Annotated in this window: 17 protein-coding genes; 7 read left to right on the forward strand and 10 right to left on the reverse strand. The window is 62.1% G+C overall.

The genetic code is table 11. The annotated features are described in order from the left end of the window. Nucleotides 1-64: 64 nt before the first annotated feature. Nucleotides 65-2,002, reverse strand: coding sequence for a 1-deoxy-D-xylulose-5-phosphate synthase (gene dxs / locus R4P64_RS26890; RefSeq protein ID WP_317823356.1), 1,938 nt, complete (start codon nt 2,000-2,002; stop codon nt 65-67). A 252-nt stretch (nt 2,003-2,254) separates the two neighbouring features. On the opposite strand from dxs, the gene glsA reads away from it, so the two are divergent. Then, nucleotides 2,255-4,078, forward strand: coding sequence for a glutaminase A (gene glsA / locus R4P64_RS26895; protein ID WP_317823358.1), 1,824 nt, complete (start codon nt 2,255-2,257; stop codon nt 4,076-4,078). A 13-nt stretch (nt 4,079-4,091) separates the two neighbouring features. Further along, the gene (locus tag R4P64_RS26900; protein ID WP_317823360.1) at nt 4,092-4,760 is read left to right on the forward strand and encodes an SIMPL domain-containing protein; all 669 of its coding nucleotides are present in this window, start codon (nt 4,092-4,094) and stop codon (nt 4,758-4,760) included. Here the strand turns inward: R4P64_RS26900 and R4P64_RS26905 are convergent, their stop codons facing one another. The 4 genes from R4P64_RS26905 to R4P64_RS26920 form a co-directional block, all read right to left on the reverse strand. After that, nucleotides 4,761-6,362, reverse strand: a complete 1,602-nt coding sequence (locus R4P64_RS26905) for an MDR family MFS transporter (protein WP_052683516.1) — start codon at nt 6,360-6,362, stop codon at nt 4,761-4,763. 4 nt (nt 6,363-6,366) lie between these two features. After that, entirely contained in the window at nt 6,367-6,873 is a 507-nt protein-coding gene (locus R4P64_RS26910) for a MarR family winged helix-turn-helix transcriptional regulator (protein WP_033234768.1), read from the reverse strand. 150 nt (nt 6,874-7,023) lie between these two features. Further along, the gene (locus R4P64_RS26915; protein ID WP_317823364.1) at nt 7,024-8,298 is read right to left on the reverse strand and encodes a class I SAM-dependent RNA methyltransferase; all 1,275 of its coding nucleotides are present in this window, start codon (nt 8,296-8,298) and stop codon (nt 7,024-7,026) included. A gap of 34 nt (nt 8,299-8,332) precedes the next feature. Further along, complete coding sequence (locus R4P64_RS26920) at nt 8,333-10,327, reverse strand: APC family permease (protein WP_033234770.1); 1,995 nt, start codon at nt 10,325-10,327, stop codon at nt 8,333-8,335. 171 nt (nt 10,328-10,498) lie between these two features. Between R4P64_RS26920 and R4P64_RS26925 the strand changes: the two genes are divergently transcribed. The 3 genes from R4P64_RS26925 (at nt 10,499) to R4P64_RS26935 (ending at nt 12,249) form a co-directional block, all read left to right on the forward strand. Further along, nucleotides 10,499-11,164, forward strand: coding sequence for a TrkA family potassium uptake protein (locus R4P64_RS26925; RefSeq protein WP_317823366.1), 666 nt, complete (start codon nt 10,499-10,501; stop codon nt 11,162-11,164). Between the two features lie 78 nt (nt 11,165-11,242). After that, nucleotides 11,243-11,905 (forward strand): potassium channel family protein, encoded by a 663-nt coding sequence (locus R4P64_RS26930; RefSeq protein ID WP_033234772.1) that lies wholly within the window; start codon nt 11,243-11,245, stop codon nt 11,903-11,905. Between the two features lie 50 nt (nt 11,906-11,955). Further along, entirely contained in the window at nt 11,956-12,249 is a 294-nt protein-coding gene (locus tag R4P64_RS26935) for a GNAT family N-acetyltransferase (protein ID WP_033234773.1), read from the forward strand. On the opposite strand, the gene R4P64_RS26940 is transcribed toward R4P64_RS26935, so the two are convergent. Both R4P64_RS26940 and R4P64_RS26945 read right to left on the reverse strand, forming a co-directional pair. Next, nucleotides 12,242-12,919, reverse strand: a complete 678-nt coding sequence (locus tag R4P64_RS26940) for a DUF3159 domain-containing protein (protein ID WP_045067432.1) — start codon at nt 12,917-12,919, stop codon at nt 12,242-12,244. The genes R4P64_RS26935 and R4P64_RS26940 overlap by 8 nt on opposite strands. A gap of 66 nt (nt 12,920-12,985) precedes the next feature. Next, a complete protein-coding gene (locus R4P64_RS26945; protein WP_033234775.1) occupies nt 12,986-13,360 on the reverse strand; it encodes an OB-fold nucleic acid binding domain-containing protein in 375 nt (124 codons plus the stop codon). Nucleotides 13,361-13,497: 137 nt separating this feature from the next. Between R4P64_RS26945 and R4P64_RS26950 the strand changes: the two genes are divergently transcribed. Then, a complete protein-coding gene (locus tag R4P64_RS26950; RefSeq protein WP_317823369.1) occupies nt 13,498-14,244 on the forward strand; it encodes an alpha/beta hydrolase in 747 nt (248 codons plus the stop codon). Here the strand turns inward: R4P64_RS26950 and R4P64_RS26955 are convergent. Together R4P64_RS26955 and dut are read right to left on the reverse strand one after the other, a co-directional pair. Then, the gene (locus R4P64_RS26955) at nt 14,238-15,065 is read right to left on the reverse strand and encodes a DUF3710 domain-containing protein (RefSeq protein WP_033234776.1); all 828 of its coding nucleotides are present in this window, start codon (nt 15,063-15,065) and stop codon (nt 14,238-14,240) included. The genes R4P64_RS26950 and R4P64_RS26955 overlap by 7 nt on opposite strands. A gap of 3 nt (nt 15,066-15,068) precedes the next feature. Continuing rightward, nucleotides 15,069-15,563, reverse strand: a complete 495-nt coding sequence (gene dut / locus R4P64_RS26960; RefSeq protein WP_033234988.1) for a dUTP diphosphatase — start codon at nt 15,561-15,563, stop codon at nt 15,069-15,071. Between the two features lie 93 nt (nt 15,564-15,656). On the opposite strand from dut, the gene R4P64_RS26965 reads away from it, so the two are divergent. Further along, entirely contained in the window at nt 15,657-16,157 is a 501-nt protein-coding gene (locus tag R4P64_RS26965) for a DUF3093 domain-containing protein (RefSeq protein ID WP_141485953.1), read from the forward strand. A gap of 98 nt (nt 16,158-16,255) precedes the next feature. Here R4P64_RS26965 and R4P64_RS26970 read toward each other — a convergent pair whose 3' ends face one another. Beyond that, the gene (locus R4P64_RS26970; RefSeq protein ID WP_003942593.1) at nt 16,256-16,558 is read right to left on the reverse strand and encodes a DUF4193 domain-containing protein; all 303 of its coding nucleotides are present in this window, start codon (nt 16,556-16,558) and stop codon (nt 16,256-16,258) included. Between the last annotated feature and the right edge of the window lie 390 nt (nt 16,559-16,948).

Genomic DNA, 16,948 nt, shown 5'->3' on the forward strand with positions numbered 1-16,948 from the left:
TCATATACGTATCGGCACTGCTGGGAAGCAATTTCCAGCAGTGCCGATCTGTATGAAGCGTTACTCAGCCTTGGGCAGGGGCGTCGCCACGTGCAGGCGCATCCCCGTTAACGTGAACCGCGGAGCCACCCATGCTGGCCACCCAACCGGTGATCTTCAGGGACAGATCCTGCGCCGTCAGACCCAGTTCCTGATGGATGGCTTCACGGGAGGCGTGATCCAGGAACTGCTGCGGCACACCCATGTCGCGGCACGCGGTGTGAACACCCGCAGCCCGCAACGCTGCGGAAACCGTCGATCCGATACCGCCGTGCACCCCGCCGTCTTCGAGGGTGACAACCAGCGCGAACTTGTCGGCAATCTTGACCAGCGTGTCCGAGACGGGCAGAACCCAACGCGGATCGACGACAGTCACCGCGATGCCCTGCTTGTCGAGACGATCGGCGATCGCGAGGGCCAAGGAGGCAAATGGTCCGACGGCAACGAGGAGCACATCGCCGCGATCGCCGTCGGATTCACGAAGCACGTCAATTCCGTCGAGCCGCTTGATCGCCGGAATCCCCTCGGGGACAGCGCCTTTCGGGAACCGGACGACTGTGGGACCGTCGTCGACCTTGAGTGCTTCGTCCAATTCTTCACGGAGCGTGACGGCGTCACGTGGAGCCGCAACACGAATTCCGGGAATGATGCCGAGCAGGGACAGGTCCCAAACACCGTTGTGGCTGGCGCCGTCGACCCCGGTGACGCCGGCACGGTCGAGAACTACCGTGACCGGCTGCTTCAGGAGCGCAACATCCATGAGCAGCTGATCGAAGGCACGGTTGAGGAAGGTCGCGTAAATAGCGACCACCGGGTGCAATCCGCCGAGAGCCAATCCAGCTGCCGACGTCATCGCATGCTGCTCCGCGATACCGACGTCGAACATGCGGTCGGGGAACTCCTCCGCGAACGCGGCCAGGCCTGTCGGGCCGGCCATCGCGGCTGTGATCGCCACGATGTCCTCGCGGCGCGAAGCCTGCTCGATCAACTCGGCGGAGAAAACTGATGTCCAGTCGAGTGCCGGCGTCTTGTCGGAGCGACCGGTCACGGGGTCGATGACCCCGGTTGCGTGCATCTGATCCGCGATGTCGTTCTCGGCGTGCGCGTAACCGTTGCCTTTGCGGGTGACGGCATGAACGGTCACCGGTCCGCCGTATGCCTTGGCCCGGCGCAACGCCGATTCCATGGCCTGCTCGTCATGGCCGTCGACAGGGCCGAGGTACTTGATGCCGAGGTCGGTGAACATGACCTGCGGGCTGACCGCGTCCTTGAGACCGGCTTTCATTCCGTGCAGCACCGAGTAAGCAGCGCGACCCACCCAGGGAAGCTTCTTGACCATCCTGCGACCGTTGTCGAGGGCCCGCTCGTAGCTCGGGGCGGTACGCAACGCAGAAAGGTGATCGGCGAGTCCGCCGATGGTGGGCGCGTACGAACGACCGTTGTCGTTGACGACGATCACCACCGAGCGATCCTTGCCGGCCGCGATGTTGTTGAGGGCTTCCCAACACATACCGCCGGTGAGCGCACCGTCACCGACAACGGCGACAACGTGTCGATCTTGACCGGTCAGCGCAAACGCCTTTGCCAAACCGTCGGCATAAGACAGTGCAGCTGACGCGTGGGAGGACTCGACCCAGTCGTGCTCACTTTCGGCCCGGCAGGGATATCCCGACAAACCACCCTGCTTGCGCAAGGTCTCGAACTGATCCTTGCGTCCGGTCAGGATCTTGTGGACATACGCCTGATGCCCAGTGTCGAAGATGATGGCATCTTGCGGAGAATCGAAAATTCGATGCAGGGCAAGGGTCAGCTCGACAACCCCGAGATTGGGGCCGAGGTGACCACCGGTGGCAGCGACCTTCTGCACCAGGAACTCACGAATCTCGTCAGCCAACTCCGAAACCTCGGCGTGGCTCAACTGACGCAGATCGTCAGGACCTTGAATGCGGGCAAGAACACCCAACGAGATCGCTCCTTCCGTGCTTCACAGCTGCACCGGTGCGCGCCGCGGCTGTCTGTACGACAGTTCTGTCAGTCTACGGAGCGACTCAGCGAACCGACACGCGGACTCGGCGGTATTCACCTATAACTTCGAGTTACAGCACCACCGGGGCGGCGGTCCGTGACTGCAATCACAGACAAAACGGATGGCCGGTCTTGTAGACATCCGCTCGGCGACCACAAATTGTGGAACTCGTCCGCCTACAGTCATCCTATGGGAAACGTGGTTGACGATCTGATCGCCCGAGTCTTCGACGACGTCCGATCACTCGATGCCGGAGAAGTCGCCGACTACATACCCGAACTTGCTGCCGTCGCCCCCGATTCGTTCGGGATCTGCCTCGCCACCATCGACGGATACGTCTACGAAATCGGCGATTCCCGGCATCCATTCACGATCCAGTCGATCTCCAAGCCGTTCACGTACGCACTCGCTCTCGCCGATCGCGGTGCCGAGGCCGTCGACGCCAAGATCGACGTCGAACCGTCCGGTGAGCCGTTCAACGAGATCAGCCTCGATCCCCTCACCGAGCGACCACGGAATCCGATGATCAACGCGGGCGCGATCACCGCGGCCTCGCTGGTGACGGGTGCAGATCAAGCAACCCGCTTCGAACGAATTCGCGCAGCATATTCGCGTTACGCAGGCCGGGAGTTGCCGTTCAACGAAGCCGTCTACGAATCCGAAGCGCGCACCGGACATCGCAATCGCGCGATCGGACACATGCTGCGCTCGTTCGATGTGATCTCCGGCGACCCCAACGACGCCGTCGACCTGTACTTCCGTCAGTGCTCCATCGACGTGACGTGCCGCGACCTGAGCCTGATGGCCGCGACGATGGCCAACAACGGCGTCAATCCGTTGACCCGCGAGCGCGCACTCACCGCCGTCGGCGTCGAACAGGTCCTCAGCGTCATGTCGACGTGTGGAATGTACGACGGCGCCGGGAAGTGGCTGGTCGAAGTGGGGTTACCCGCCAAGAGTGGCGTCGGCGGCGGCGTCCTGGCAGTTCTTCCCGGGCAGATCGGGATCGCCGTCTACTCCCCCAGACTCGATGCTCACGGAAACAGCGTTCGTGGTGTGGCCGCGGCAAAGGCGCTGTCCAAGGAGTTGGAACTTCACTTCCTCCATGTGACGCGGGCGTCGAGGTCGTCGATCCGCGCGCGCTATAACGTGACTCAGGCTCCTTCCCGAGTCAGGCGCACACCCACCGAACAGGCTGTTCTCGAAGACGTCGGCAAGCGGAGCCGGATCTACGAACTGCACGGCGATCTCCTGTTCACCGGCGCGGAGTCCGCCGTGCGCGAGATCGGTTCGGTGGACGAAGGACTCGAAGTGGTCGTGATCGACGTACGACGGGTCGACGACGCCAGCGACGTGGCGATTCGCATGATCACGGCTCTGCGGACCCAACTGGCCGACAAGGGTTGCGCCGTGGCATTGGTGGATCCGAGCGGGCTTCTCGGACAGGCAAGTTCGAGCATCAATCCCGCGCAACGCGGCGGACGGGTTTTTGCCGACCTCGACGCGGCGATGGCGTGGTGCGAGGACGCTCTCCTGACGCTCCACTGCTCACAGCAGCGTCAGCCGGCGAGCATGTCGATCGAGGATCACCCCGTCCTCGACGCGCTGTCACCGAAACAGGTGTCTGCCTTCGTGTCTCAGCTCGAGAGCCGAACGTATGCCAGGGGCGAAACTATCGCCCGCCGCGGTGATGCGGCGTCAGGGTTCTATTTGATTCTGCAAGGACAGGTCAGCACGACGTTCACCGACGTTCAAGGCCTCACGCACCGGATCGCGACGTTGTCCGCCGGAATGACGTTCGGCGAGATGACGATGTTCCTGAACTCCCGCTTCCTCAACGACGTCCGGGCCGACACCACTGTGGTTGTGGCTGTCCTCACGACTGCGCGGTACAACGAACTGACCTCTGCGGCACCGGAGCTCAAACTTGCGCTGCTCGAGAGCCTGGCATCGGGCGCGTACGAACAACTCGACATGACCTTGCGCAGTGTTATCGGCGCAGGACGCATCTGATCGGAGAAGCCCAATGACCTTCACTCATTCGGAACAGTCGGACGCGACCAGCGTGACGGTCAGTGGAATCGGCCGCGCAACAGCCACTCCCGACATTGCCCGGTTGTCGATTGGCATCTCGGTGACAGACCCGGCAGTTGCCGACGCGTTCGGTGCCCTGGCCAGGCACTCGACCGCATTGACGGACGTACTGCACGCACACGGCATCCGCGGAGCCGACCTCGTGACAACAGGATTGAGCATCCACCCGCAGACTCAGTGGGTGGACGGCGGCCGAGCAGAAACCACCGGTTTCACTGCGTCGACGACACTTCGAATAGTAGTGCGCGAGTTGAGTGCGAACAGCTCGCATTCTCCCGCCGCCGTTATCGCTGATTGTGTGTCCGCCTCCGGCGACGCGATCCGACTCGACAGCGTGGCATTCGACCTCGAGGATCGAACGGCGCTGGCCGAGCTCGCCCGCGAATCTGCCTGGGCGTCAGCACAATCAAAAGCCGCACAGTTCGCGGCCCTGGCACGGAAAAATCTGGTCGACACCCTCGAGATTGTCGATGGCGCCGACCAGATGGTCCCGGTGCACGGTGTATTTGCCGCGGCTCGGGCAGATTCTGCTCCGCTAGCCGTCGAACACGGTGAGATCGAGGAAACGATCTCGATCCGTGTTCGATGGTCTATGGCGTGATCAGCGTGAAGCCGACTTTTCGAGGTTGACCTCGTCCGCCTCGGGTACAACGATGTCGATCGTGGTCCGCAGTGCCCGGTTCGGGATGAAGGAAACCGCTACCAAGGTGACGATGGCAACAACGGCTGCGACCAGGAAGATGCGTCCCGTTGCGTCGCCGTACGCGAATCGAACGATCTGTCCGACGAAGTCGGGCATGTTGTTCAGGTCGAGTCCGTCCTGCAAGCTCTTGCCTGCAACCATCTGCTGCTCGGGCGGCAGTGCGGACACGGATTCCTTGGTCAGGGTGCCGACGCGACTTGCCAGGATGGAACCCAGTACCGACACGCCGATCGCACCACCGAAGGTACGGAAGAACGCAACGATACTGCTTGCCGCGCCGATGTTTTCGACGCTGACGGTGTTCTGGACCGCGAGCACGATGTTCTGCATCAGCATGCCGGTACCCAAACCGACGATGGCCATGAAGATTCCGATGGTCCACAGGTTGGTCGCGTGGTCGATCGTCGAGAGCAGACCGAAACCGATGAGCAGCAGCACTGCGCCGGAAACAACGAACGGCTTCCACTGACCGAATTTGGTGATCATCTGACCCGAGCCGACCGAGGCGACGAGCATGCCTGCCACCATGGGGATGGTGAGCAGTCCGGCTGCCGTCGGATCGAAACCGCGAGCTGTCTGGAAGTACTGCGTCAGGAAGGTCGTCGCACCGAACAGGCCGACACCCACTGCGACCGACGCGATGATTGCCAACGCGGTGGTGCGCTCGGTGATGATCTTGATCGGCAGGATCGGATCCTTGACCTTGGATTCGACGAACATCGTCAGAGCCAGCAAGGCAAGTCCGCCGAAGACGAAGTACAGCGACTGCATCGAGAACCAGGCGTAGTAGTCATCCTGACCGGCGAAGGAAACCCAGATCAGCAGAACGCTGACACCGGCGGTGAGCAAGGTGGCACCCAACCAGTCGATGGAAACGTTTTCCTTCTTCTCGGTCTCGATGTGCAATGTGCGCTGCAGGAGGAACAGTGCGATGACTGCCAACGGAACACACACGTAGAAGCACCAGCGCCAACCGACCGTGTCGACGATGACACCGCCGAGAACGGGTCCACCGGACATCGAGACAGCCATGGCAGCACCCATGTAGCCGGAGTACCGACCACGATCACGCGGCGGAATGATGGAGCCGATGATGGCCACGACGAGGGCAGTCAAACCACCCATGCCGATGCCCTGAATCACGCGGGCTCCAAGAAGCAGCGGCACGTTATGCGCTGCGCCGGCGATGATGGAACCGACCACGAAGATCACGATCGACGTCTGGACCAGCAACTTCTTGTTGAAGAGGTCAGACAATTTGCCCCAGATGGGCGTCGACGCGGCCGTCGCGAGCAGTGCCGCCGTGATGATCCAGGCGTACTGCGTCTGCGTTCCGTGCAATTCACCGATGATGGTCGGGAGAGCCGTCGAGACGATGGTGCTGCTCAGCAGCGCGGTAAAGAGTGCCGCGATGAGTCCGGTGAGGACTTTCAAAATTTCGCTGTGCGTCATCGCACCGCTCTCGGTACTAGCCCGAGTTTCTCCAACTGTGGCTGACATGTGCTTATCTCCCAATAGTTTCTACGCCCGCGACCGGCAAGGCCGGGTGCGGGACTGCAGGTGAGGCCTGACGATGGAGCGCTGCGCCGAACGTCTCGTTGAGACGTTGTAGCGATGACACTGCGGCCATGGCCTCTTCCTGGCTCCAGTCTTCGAGCATGCTGCGCAATCGCGCCGCTCGCCGTTGTTTTGTTTCCTCGAGAACGCTGTGCCCCTCGTCCGAGACCCGGATCCGGAACGCTCGCTTGTCTGCGGGGTCGGGACTTCGCTCGACATACCCGGCATCCACGAGATCGGACATCTGCCGACTGAGCGAAGACTGGCTGACACAGAGGTCTACTGCCAGCTCGTTCTGTCTGCACTCCCCTTTGGCTGCCAGCATGAACAACACACTGATCAGCGCCGGGGGCAACACGCTTTCAGCGCTGTGCGTCACCACGGCCCGCAAGGATCTGCCGAACAGGAAAACCGTGTCGACAAGAGCTTGGGCCGTATCCGGCTGCACTGACATGAGAACCCCTGACAACGATCTACGCGAAAACTACTTGCAGAACGCAACTATACATTTAGTTGCATAGCTCAAGCAACCTCTGGCGACGCGATAAGGGTCACACCCGATTCGGGAATCAGCTAACCGACAGCGATCAGACCCTGACAGTGATCAACGCTCGAGCAGCGCTATGCATTCCACATGATGCGTTTGAGGAAAAGCGTCGAAGGCACGGAGTCCACCGATGCGGAATCCCTGCGCGAGATACAGACCGATATCCCGGCCGAACGATGCCGGATCACACCCGATATGAATCACGCGTTCAGTGCCGGTCGACGCGATCGCCTCCACCACCGGTCGGCCGGCGCCCGCTCGCGGCGGATCGAGAACAATCACACCCGGCGCGGAAGACAATGACGCGCTTGCGACAATCTTCTCCACCCGGTCAGTGTGGAATCGGACCTGTTCCAGATCGGACAACGCTGCCCGGCCGTCCGATGTTGCCCGCGCCGACAACTCCACGGATTCCACGACGCCATCCGGTCCGACAAGATCGGCCAGTACCGCCGCGAACACTCCGACCCCGCCGTACAGATCCCACGCGGTAGCACCGGAGCCGACGCCGGCCCAGTCCCGCACAACCTCTGAATATGCTTGCGCGGCACCACGATGCGCCTGCCAGAAGCCCGTCGCGGACAATTTCCACTCGCGGGTTCCCACGCGCTCACGCACGGTGTCATTACCGATCGCAACACGAGTTTTCCGCGGGCCGCTGCTCGCAGCACGGCGAGCCGTCGCCCCGCGCCGACCGGGCGCACGACGCCCCGCCTTCGCGATGGTGGGCGCACTGATCTCGACCACATGCCTGGCACCGGCGGCGTCGAGGACCACCTGCAGTTCACTGCCCGGAGACCACTGATCTCCGGCCAATCCGTCGTAGGCACGTTCCTCGATCTGGGTGCATCGCAGGTCCGTGACAATGCGATTGCTGCGAAACGCGTGGTACCCCGCCTCACCGTTTCCGTCGACGGCGAGCCGAACGCGAGTCCGCCACCCGGTGCCGTCGCCGGTGCCCGGCAGTTCCTCAACCTGCACGTCACGTTCGACGCCGGCCAGTCTCTGCAATTGCTCGGCCACCACCAGAGATTTCATCTCACGCTGGATCTGCAGATCGGCATGCGAGTAGTCGCAGCAACCTGCTCCTCCGGGTCCGGCGATAGGGCACGTCGGGTCGATCCGATGCGGCGACGCCTCGAGAATGGATACCGCGTCGGCGCGCGCAAACGATCCGCCCTTGTCCTCGGTAACGCGAACCAGTGCCCGCTCCCCTGGCAAGCCGTGACGGACGAACACCACACGCCCCTCGTGGCGGGCAACAACAAACCCGCCGTGACCGGGCTTGCCCAGTTCGGCCTCGAAGGTCTGCCCGGTCCAATTCTCACTCAACGAACTACGCCTGCCGTTCCATTTTCTTGATCAATCATTTTTCTCCGGCGTCGTAACCACGACGAGTAGCGCCGGCTGTCTTCTCGATATCGAGGGGTTTGGCCTTTGCCGACGAACTCAACTGCCACGGAACACTCGTCACCATTACGCCGGGCTGGAAGAGCAAACGGCTCTTGAGTCGCAATGCGCTCTGGTTGTGCAGGATCTGCTCCCACCAATGGCCGACCACGTACTCGGGGATGAACACGGTAACCACGTCACGGGGTGCATCACGTCGCACTCGCTTGACGTAGTCGAGAACCGGCTTCGTAATCTCGCGGTACGGCGACTCGATCACCTTGAGCGGCACAGTCACATCGCTCTTCTCCCATTGCCGAACGAGCGCGCGGGTGTCAGGTTCGTCGACGTTGACGGTGATGGCCTCGAGCGTGTCCGGTCGTGTCGCTCGTGCATAGGCCAGGGCGCGCATCGTCGGCATGTGCAGCTTCGAAACAAGCACGATCGAGTGCGTGCGGCTGGGAAGCACACCGTCCCACTCCTGCTCCTCGAGTTCGGCGGCAACGCTGTCGTAGTGGCGTCTGATCAGCTTCATCACGCCGAAGATGGCCACCATCGCGACGATTGCGATCCAGGCACCCGCTGCGAACTTGGTGATCAGAACGATGATCAACACAGCGCCGGTCATGGCGAGACCGATCGAGTTGATGACCCGTGACCGCTGCATACGAGCGCGCTGCGCCTTGTCCGTCTCGGACTTCAGGTGGCGCGTCCAGTGCTTGATCATGCCGGTCTGACTGAGCACGAACGAGACGAAGACACCGACGATGTACAGCTGGATCAGCTTGGTGACCTCAGCGCCGAAGATGACCACAAACGCGATGGCTGCAGCCGACAGGAACAAAATGCCGTTGCTGAATGCCAGGCGGTCGCCGCGAGTGTGCAACTGACGCGGCAAATAGCGATCCTGAGCCAGGATGGATGCGAGGACGGGGAATCCGTTGAACGCGGTGTTCGCTGCCAGCACGAGGATCAGCGCGGTGACAATCGCGATGAAGAAGAATCCGATCGGGAATCCGTTGAACACAGCTTCGGCGATCTGGGCGATCAGGGTCTTCTGGTGGTAACCCTCAGGAGCGCCGACCAGCTGTTCTGCCGGATTGTGGGCGTAGACGATGCCGATCTTCTGAGCCAGGATGATGATGCCCATCAGCAAGACGATGGCGATCGAACCGAGCAGAAGCAAGGTCGTGGCAGCATTGCGTGACTTCGGCTTCTGGAAGGCCGGCACACCGTTGCTGATTGCCTCGACGCCGGTCAGCGCGGCACAACCCGAGGAAAACGCGCGCGCGATCAGGAACGCGAAGGCAATTCCGTACAGATGCGAGTCCTCGGCATTGAGTGTGAACGACGACGATTCCGCGTGAACATCTTCACCGAGCACGTAGATCCGGAAGAACCCCCAAGCCAACATCAAGAACATCCCGACGATGAAGGCGTAGGTCGGAATCGCGAATGCAGTTCCCGACTCCCGGATGCCGCGTAGGTTCACCGCCGTCAGCAGGACGATCGCCGCCACCGCGAACAGCACCTTGTGCTGAGCCACGAACGGCAGTGCCGAACCGATGTTGGACGCCGCTGACGAGATCGATACAGCAACAGTGAGCACGTAGTCGACCATCAGCGCGCTGCCCACGGTCAAGCCCGCTGTCGGCCCGAGATTGACCGTCGCCACCTCGTAGTCACCACCACCGGACGGATACGCGTGGACGTTCTGACGGTAGCTCGCCACCACGACAGCCATCACAATGGCGACCGACAGGCCGATCCACGGCGTGTAGGCGTACGCCGAAATGCCCGCAACGGAGAGAACCAGGAAGATTTCTTCGGGGGCATAGGCAACGGACGACATGGCGTCGGACGCGAACACAGGGAGCGCAATCCGCTTGGGTAGCAGCGTGTGCCCGAGTTTGTCACTTCGGAACGGCCGGCCGAGCAAGAGCCGCTTGGTCGCGGTCGAGAGCTTAGACACGTCCAAAGCGTAAGCCGTCGAGCCTGAAATGGAGTCATCCGCCGTAGAACTGCACCGTCATCCCCGCAATCACAACGGAATTGCGCCAGTCGAGACTTGCTCTTCCCGCTCAGCGATGTACGGTTCGTTTCGGCGTGCAATCGCGTCGAAAGTCCATGAACGGAGTAGGTCGTGTATGTCGTCATCATGGGATGCGGTCGTGTGGGATCTTCCCTCGCCGCGTCCCTGACCAGGATCGGACACGAAGTTGCGGTCATCGACCGCGATCAGAGTGCATTTCTGCGTCTCGACCATGATTTCCCGGGAACCACAGTCCTCGGCATGGGTTTCGACCGCGACGTGCTGATTCGATCAGGCATCGAGCGCGCCGACGCCTTCGCGGCAGTCTCGTCGGGTGATAATTCCAACATCATCGCGGCCCGGGTCGCGCGCGAGACTTTTGGTGTCGAACGCGTCGTCGCACGAATCTACGACGCGAAGCGCGCCGCTGTGTACGAGCGCCTCGGCATCCCCACCGTGGCAACAGTTCCATGGTCGACCGACCGGTTCCTGCACACGTTGACCAAGGAAAGCCAGACGGCAAAGTGGCGCGATCCGTCGGGAAACGTCGCGATCACCGAACTTGCGCTACACGAGGATTGGGCCGGTAAATCCATCTCGGTTCTCGAAGGCGCGACCAATTCCCGGGTGGCATTCATCATCCGCTTCGGTACCGGCGTTCTCCCCGATCGCAAGACCGTCATCCAAGCCGACGACCAGGTCTACGTCGCAGCGGTGTCGGGAACTGTCGCCGAAGCCATCGCGCTCGCCGGCAATCCGCCTCCGAGCGACGACTGAGGCGGCTGCTATGCACACGTCACACCCGACCGCACTGCCCGAAAACATGATGCACCACAACGTGATTGGAAGTTCCAGGTGAAGGTCGCCATCGCCGGCGCAGGTGCCGTAGGTCGCTCCATTGCGCGCGAGCTGATTCGCAGTAACCACGACGTCATGCTGATCGAACGCAAGATCGAACACGTCGAACCCGAGTCAGTGCCCGAAGCCACCTGGGTACATGCCGATGCCTGTGAGCTCAGCCGACTCGAGGAGGCCTCGCTGGAGGAGTACGAGGTGGTGATCTCCGCAACCGGTGACGACAAAGCCAACCTCGTACTGAGCTTGCTCGCAAAAACGGAATTCGGCGTCCGCCGCGTTGTCGCCCGCGTCAACGATCCGCGAAACGAGTGGCTGTTCGACGAGTCGTGGGGCGTCGACGTCGCCGTTTCCACCCCCCGGATGCTGGCATCGCTGGTCGAAGAGGCCGTCTCGGTCGGCGACTTGGTCAAACTCATGACTCTGCGTCAGGGGCAGGCCAACCTCGTCGAGATCACCCTGCCAGACAACACTCCCCTCGCCGGCAAGCCCGTCAAGCGGCTCGAACTCCCCCGAGACTGCGCGCTCGTGACGATCCTGCGCGGAGGCCGCGTCATCGTTCCCGAACTCGACGACCCGATCGAAGGCGGCGACGAACTTCTTTTCGTCGCGGCTATCGACACCGAGGACCAACTCCGAACGGCGCTGCGTCTCGACGCCTGACATCGAGCCTCGACGCCTGACACCGACATCACACAACGAAAGGGACAATCATGGCCGCTGCACCCGAAAATACCGTTGTCGTCGACAATCCGGCTCAGAGCCGCTTCGAGATTCACGTCGACGGCGAGCTTGCCGGGATCGAGGACTACACCACTGCCGGCGACGTGCTCTCGTTCAATCACACCGAGATCTATCCCCGTTTCGAGGGATTCGGATTGGCAGCAATCCTGGTGAGCGGCGCACTGGACCAACTGCGATCACGCGGGCTGAAAGTACACCCGGTGTGCCCGTACGTCGTGAAGTTCGTCGGCAAGCACCCCGAGTATCAGGATCTGGTCAGCTGACGTCGCGCTGATCCGGCTGATCGCCTGGCTCCTCGCCTACCGCTTCGATATCGCTCTCGGTAGGCGGGGGCTCGACAATCCGATCTGCCTTGCGCACAGCCCAAATGGTGACCACAAACGCCAGGCCTGCGAGCGGCCACCCCATCGCGATACGTGCCACCGCGAGCCAACCCGTGTGATCTGTGTCGTACAACTGCGACTGCACGACGTACCGGGCGCCGAACACCAACGCCCATGCCGCGGTAGCGATGTCGTAAGCCCGCACCGCGCCTTTGTGTCGACGCCACAGGTTGCCGTGACCGTTGAGAAAACCCCAGATGATGCCGACCAGGGGCCAGCGAATCAGTATCGACACTACAAATGCGGCACCATAGGCGAGGCTCGTGTAAATCCCGAAGAGGAAGTAGCCCTTCGCATCTCCGGTGCGGTGCGCGATGAACGCCGATACGGCGACACCGAGAACGCCTGAAATTGCCGGCTGGATCGACTCTTTACGGAAGACGCGCCACGCTGCGATCAGCACGGCCACGCCCACTGCCGCCCAGATGGCAGCGGTGAGGTTCCAGATGCTGTTGACCGGAACAAAGATCAGAATCGGCAGCGACGTGTAGACGAGACCACTCACTCCACCGAGTTGGTCCATCACCGATTGCTGTTTGGGTTCGCTCACCTGTCGAGGGTGCCACACGCGCCGCGTTATGCGGCAAATGCGCTGTGTCTGGTCCTACGGCTGCGGCTACTCGCCGCGCAGCTCGTAGTACGGATTGAAGATTGCCTTGCGCCCGTCCCGCTCGCCGACGCGGCCACGGATCAGGATAGTCTTGCCGGTCTCGATGCCCGGAATGCGGCGTCGGCCGATCCAGACGAGGTTGATGACCTCGGTGCCGTCGAAGAATTCCGCTTCGATACTGGCATTGCCCGACTTCGGACACGCGTCGACGCTACGGAGTCGACCCTCCATCGTGACTTCTTCACCGCGCCGACAGTCGCATGCTTTCCGGCCTCCCACGGCCTCGATGGACTCGGTCATTTCCTGTGCATCCAACTGATCGACATCCTCGGTGAGGCGACGAGTCAGTCGGCGAAAATATCCTGCGGCGGCGGGTGCCATTGCGCGCTCCTGCGAACAAATGTGACGCACGGGTTTCGCGTCACGGAAGGGCTGTGTGTTCGCCACTGTAGCCCCATTACGAGCGGGTAACCACACCGGTCGATCGGTGATCTCGGGGCACCAGGCAAGATCAGGTAATGGCGCTCACACATTCACCGTCCGTTGCCGTCGTTCTCCCTGGTACGGGCTCTGACGCACACTTCGTGGACCACGCGTTCCGCGGGCCGCTCAGCGCTCGAAGTGTGCGCACCGTCGCAATCGAACCGGACCCTCGGCGTGTCGTCGGCAGCTACCTCGACGCGATGGATGCCGCAGCCACCGAATACGGGAAAATCCTTGTCGGTGGTGTGTCCATCGGTGCTGCCGTCGCCTTGCAGTGGGCAGCGCTCAATCCGGACAAGACGTCGGGAGTGTTGGCGGCGCTGCCACCGTGGACCGGAGCACCCGATCACGCACCGGCAGCGGCGAGCGCACGGTTTACCTCGTCACAACTGCGCAGCGAAGGTCTGGAAGCGGTCATTGCAGCGATGCTCGCCTCCAGCCCGGCCTGGCTGGGACGCGAACTGGAACGTTCGTGGCGTTCGCAGTGGCCGGATCTGCCGGCGGCTCTCGACGAAGCCGCGACGTATTGCTCGCTGACCGAACCAGCTCTTACGGAGATCGACGTTCCGGTCGGAATCGCGATAGCGCTCGACGATCCGGTTCATCCGGCGACCGTCGGCTACGAATGGGCGGCCGCGCTCCCCCGCGCCGAAGTGGGCACACTCGAGCTCGACCAGATCGGCCACGATGCCGCGATACTCGGGGCCACCTGCCTCGAGGCGCTCACGGCGGCCGGATTCTCTCAACCGCCGCGAGCGCCTGAAGTAAACGTGAGTTACTGACCCAATTGCTGCATGGCAGAACCGGATTCGCCCCGGCGCTGCGGCGGGACCGGCGGCGTGGGCGGCTGTTGCTGCACCTGCTGGCTCGCAGCGATCTGCTGATCGACTTGTTGCTGAGCTGCGGCCTGCTGCTGCGCGACCATCTGCTGTTCATGCGCGGCAGCGAGCTGCTCGGCCAACGCCTGCGGCAGCACCACCGGCAGCGGAGTCCGCACCGGATGTGGCTCCGCTCCGCGATTGACGACGGTATCGCGCAGAATGTCGCGCGCAATAGCAACCAGCGGCGCGCCGGCGGCTGTCGATCCACTGGGACCGGCCACAACACACCGAACCATCCACCGCGGACCGTCGACACCGATGAAACGCAAATCCATGGCAGCGGTCTCCGCGACCAGTTCGCGACCCCACGGACCGTTCTCGATGCTGACCGGCGAATTGTCGTCTCGCAAGGACTGCGCCAGTTCGGCGACAACCTCACGCCACTGGCCAGGCGATTTCGGTGCCGCGTAGGCGGCGACAGTGACCCGTCCGTGTTCGGTGACCAGGTGCACGGCCTGGGGTGACCCGTTTGGCGCCATCTCCACCTGCAGTTGGCCGCCAGGAGGCATCGGAACCAGAACAGAACCGAGATCGAGTCGCTGACCGTTCCGACCGGCAGTCGGATCGTCGGACTCGATGTCCGCGATGTCGTACGGGCCCTCGGACTCTTCGCTCACCGTGTCATCTGCGTCGTCGGATTCGTCGACCTGGTCGACATCCTCGTCCTCGAAGAAACCTGTCGGTTCCTCGTCTACATCTGACTTCTTCTTACGTCCGAACATGTTTCAGACTCCCTCTACGACAGGACTCACACCTGCATCGGTGTCGAGTATCGCGTGTCCGCCGCTCGAACCATATCCACCGGTACCTCGGGCGGTGTCGTCGAGCGACTCCACTTCCTCGAATACCGGCAGTTCGACGCGCTGAACCACGAGCTGCGCAATTCGGTCGCCGCGACGAATCTCGACCGCTGTGTCCGGGTCGAGATTGATCAGACACACCTTGAGCTCGCCTCGATAACCTGCATCCACGGTGCCCGGCGCATTCACGATGGACAAACCCGATTTTGCGGCAAGTCCGGAACGCGGATGGATGAGTCCGACAGTGCCGACCGGCAAGGCAATCGCAATACCCGTACCAACGAGGGTACGGCGGCCGGGCTCGATAGTGACATCGCTGGTGGAGCACAGATCCACACCGGCATCACCGGGATGTGCACGCTGCGGAACCGGCAGGTCTGGGTCCAGTCGCTTCAAGGCGATGGAGAGATGATCGCTCACGTCGGCCAAGACTACTCGGCGCAGACTGGAGAGAGGACTACTGGGCGCGGAGCACCTAGAGGACCACTGCGCGAGACGGACTATCCTTGACTCGTGCCCGAATCATCTCGACCTGACGTCGCTACCACAGCCCCTGCGTCCACGACGCTCTATTCCGAGCGCCTCTGGCTGCCCATCGGGTGGTGGATCGCCGGAATCGCCGTGGCCGCGCTCCTGGCAGCGGAAGTCCACATGGGGCGCCCGGGCCTGGTGTCGCTGCTCGCGTACGTGGTGCTGCTACCCATCCCGATCTGGCTGTCGTTCTGGCTCAGCCGCACCCGCGTCGAGGTTGTCGAAACCGGCGGGGTCAAGGAATTGCATGTCGGCCGAGCGCACATTCCAGTGAATCTGATCTCACGCGCCGCTGCGGTACCTGCTTCGGCAAAGAGTGCCGCGATGGGTCGCCAGCTCGACCCGTCCGCTTTTGTCCAGCACCGACCGTGGGTCAAGACCATGGTCTTGATCGTCCTCGATGATCCGGAAGATCCGACGCCGTACTGGCTCGTGAGCTCACGTCGACCCGAAGCACTGGTCAAAGCTCTCAGCGAAGACTGAGCAAAGTAGTAGGCGGTCTCACGACCGCCTTGATCCCTCGGTCGACCCGAAGACATCGGGTCGACCGTCGGGACGCAATGTAAAGCTGCGAAGAACTATCAGGCTGCGCAGTCCATGCACACGAGCTGTCCGTTTGCATCGCTCGCCAGACGGCTGCGGTGATGCACCAGGAAGCAACTCGAACACGTGAACTCGTCGGCCTGCTTCGGAACGACCCGAACCGACAGCTCTTCGCCGGAAAGGTCTGCACCGGGCAGCTCGAAGGATTCTGCAGTGTCGGTCTCGTCGATATCGACGACAGCCGACTGCGCCTCGTTGCGCCGCGCCTTCAGCTCTTCGAGCGAATCCTCCGAAACCTCGTCGGACTCTGTACGCCTCGGTGCGTCGTAGTCAGTTGCCATGTCGCTTACCCCTCATCCTTCTCGTGTATCCCGGTCCCATGAACGCCTGGAATCCGGTAGATCCCGTCATGCGCATGGAAACCGCCGTGGCATGGAGATCATTCCCTGTCGCTGCACAACGTGGCAGCGGGTGGAAAAGTGCCCGGAAACTTCTCCCGAGAACGTGATCTGTGCCTCATTTGGTTGTCATTACGGCATGGAGCCGACGCCCAGTCGAACGACCTGGGCCGCCAGACAGTAGCCGAAGTAAGCGCGAAAGTAGTAACCCATTCGGTCATTTCCGAAAAAAGTCTGCGAATCGTCACCAACTACACAGCATTTTGTGATCTTCGACCCCGAAAACTCCCCTGAAATCACCGCGGTATCACCGCAGCAGCACCGACGTATCAA

The organism is Rhodococcus sp. IEGM 1366 (assembly GCF_033142425.1).
Classification (GTDB): Bacteria; Actinomycetota; Actinomycetes; order Mycobacteriales; family Mycobacteriaceae; genus Rhodococcus_F; species Rhodococcus_F globerula.

Excerpts from the sequence above, each read along its gene's own strand:
- glsA (WP_317823358.1), top strand. The coding sequence starts at position 2,255 with ATGGGAAACGTGGTTGACGATCTGATCGCCCGAGTCTTCGACGACGTC.
- R4P64_RS26900 (WP_317823360.1), top strand. The coding sequence starts at position 4,092 with ATGACCTTCACTCATTCGGAACAGTCGGACGCGACCAGCGTGACGGTC.
- R4P64_RS26905 (WP_052683516.1), bottom strand. The coding sequence starts at position 6,362 with ATGTCAGCCACAGTTGGAGAAACTCGGGCTAGTACCGAGAGCGGTGCG.
- R4P64_RS26910 (WP_033234768.1), bottom strand. The coding sequence starts at position 6,873 with ATGTCAGTGCAGCCGGATACGGCCCAAGCTCTTGTCGACACGGTTTTC.
- R4P64_RS26935 (WP_033234773.1), top strand. The coding sequence starts at position 11,956 with ATGGCCGCTGCACCCGAAAATACCGTTGTCGTCGACAATCCGGCTCAG.
- R4P64_RS26945 (WP_033234775.1), bottom strand. The coding sequence starts at position 13,360 with ATGGCACCCGCCGCCGCAGGATATTTTCGCCGACTGACTCGTCGCCTC.
- R4P64_RS26950 (WP_317823369.1), top strand. The coding sequence starts at position 13,498 with ATGGCGCTCACACATTCACCGTCCGTTGCCGTCGTTCTCCCTGGTACG.
- R4P64_RS26955 (WP_033234776.1), bottom strand. The coding sequence starts at position 15,065 with ATGTTCGGACGTAAGAAGAAGTCAGATGTAGACGAGGAACCGACAGGT.
- R4P64_RS26970 (WP_003942593.1), bottom strand. The coding sequence starts at position 16,558 with ATGGCAACTGACTACGACGCACCGAGGCGTACAGAGTCCGACGAGGTT.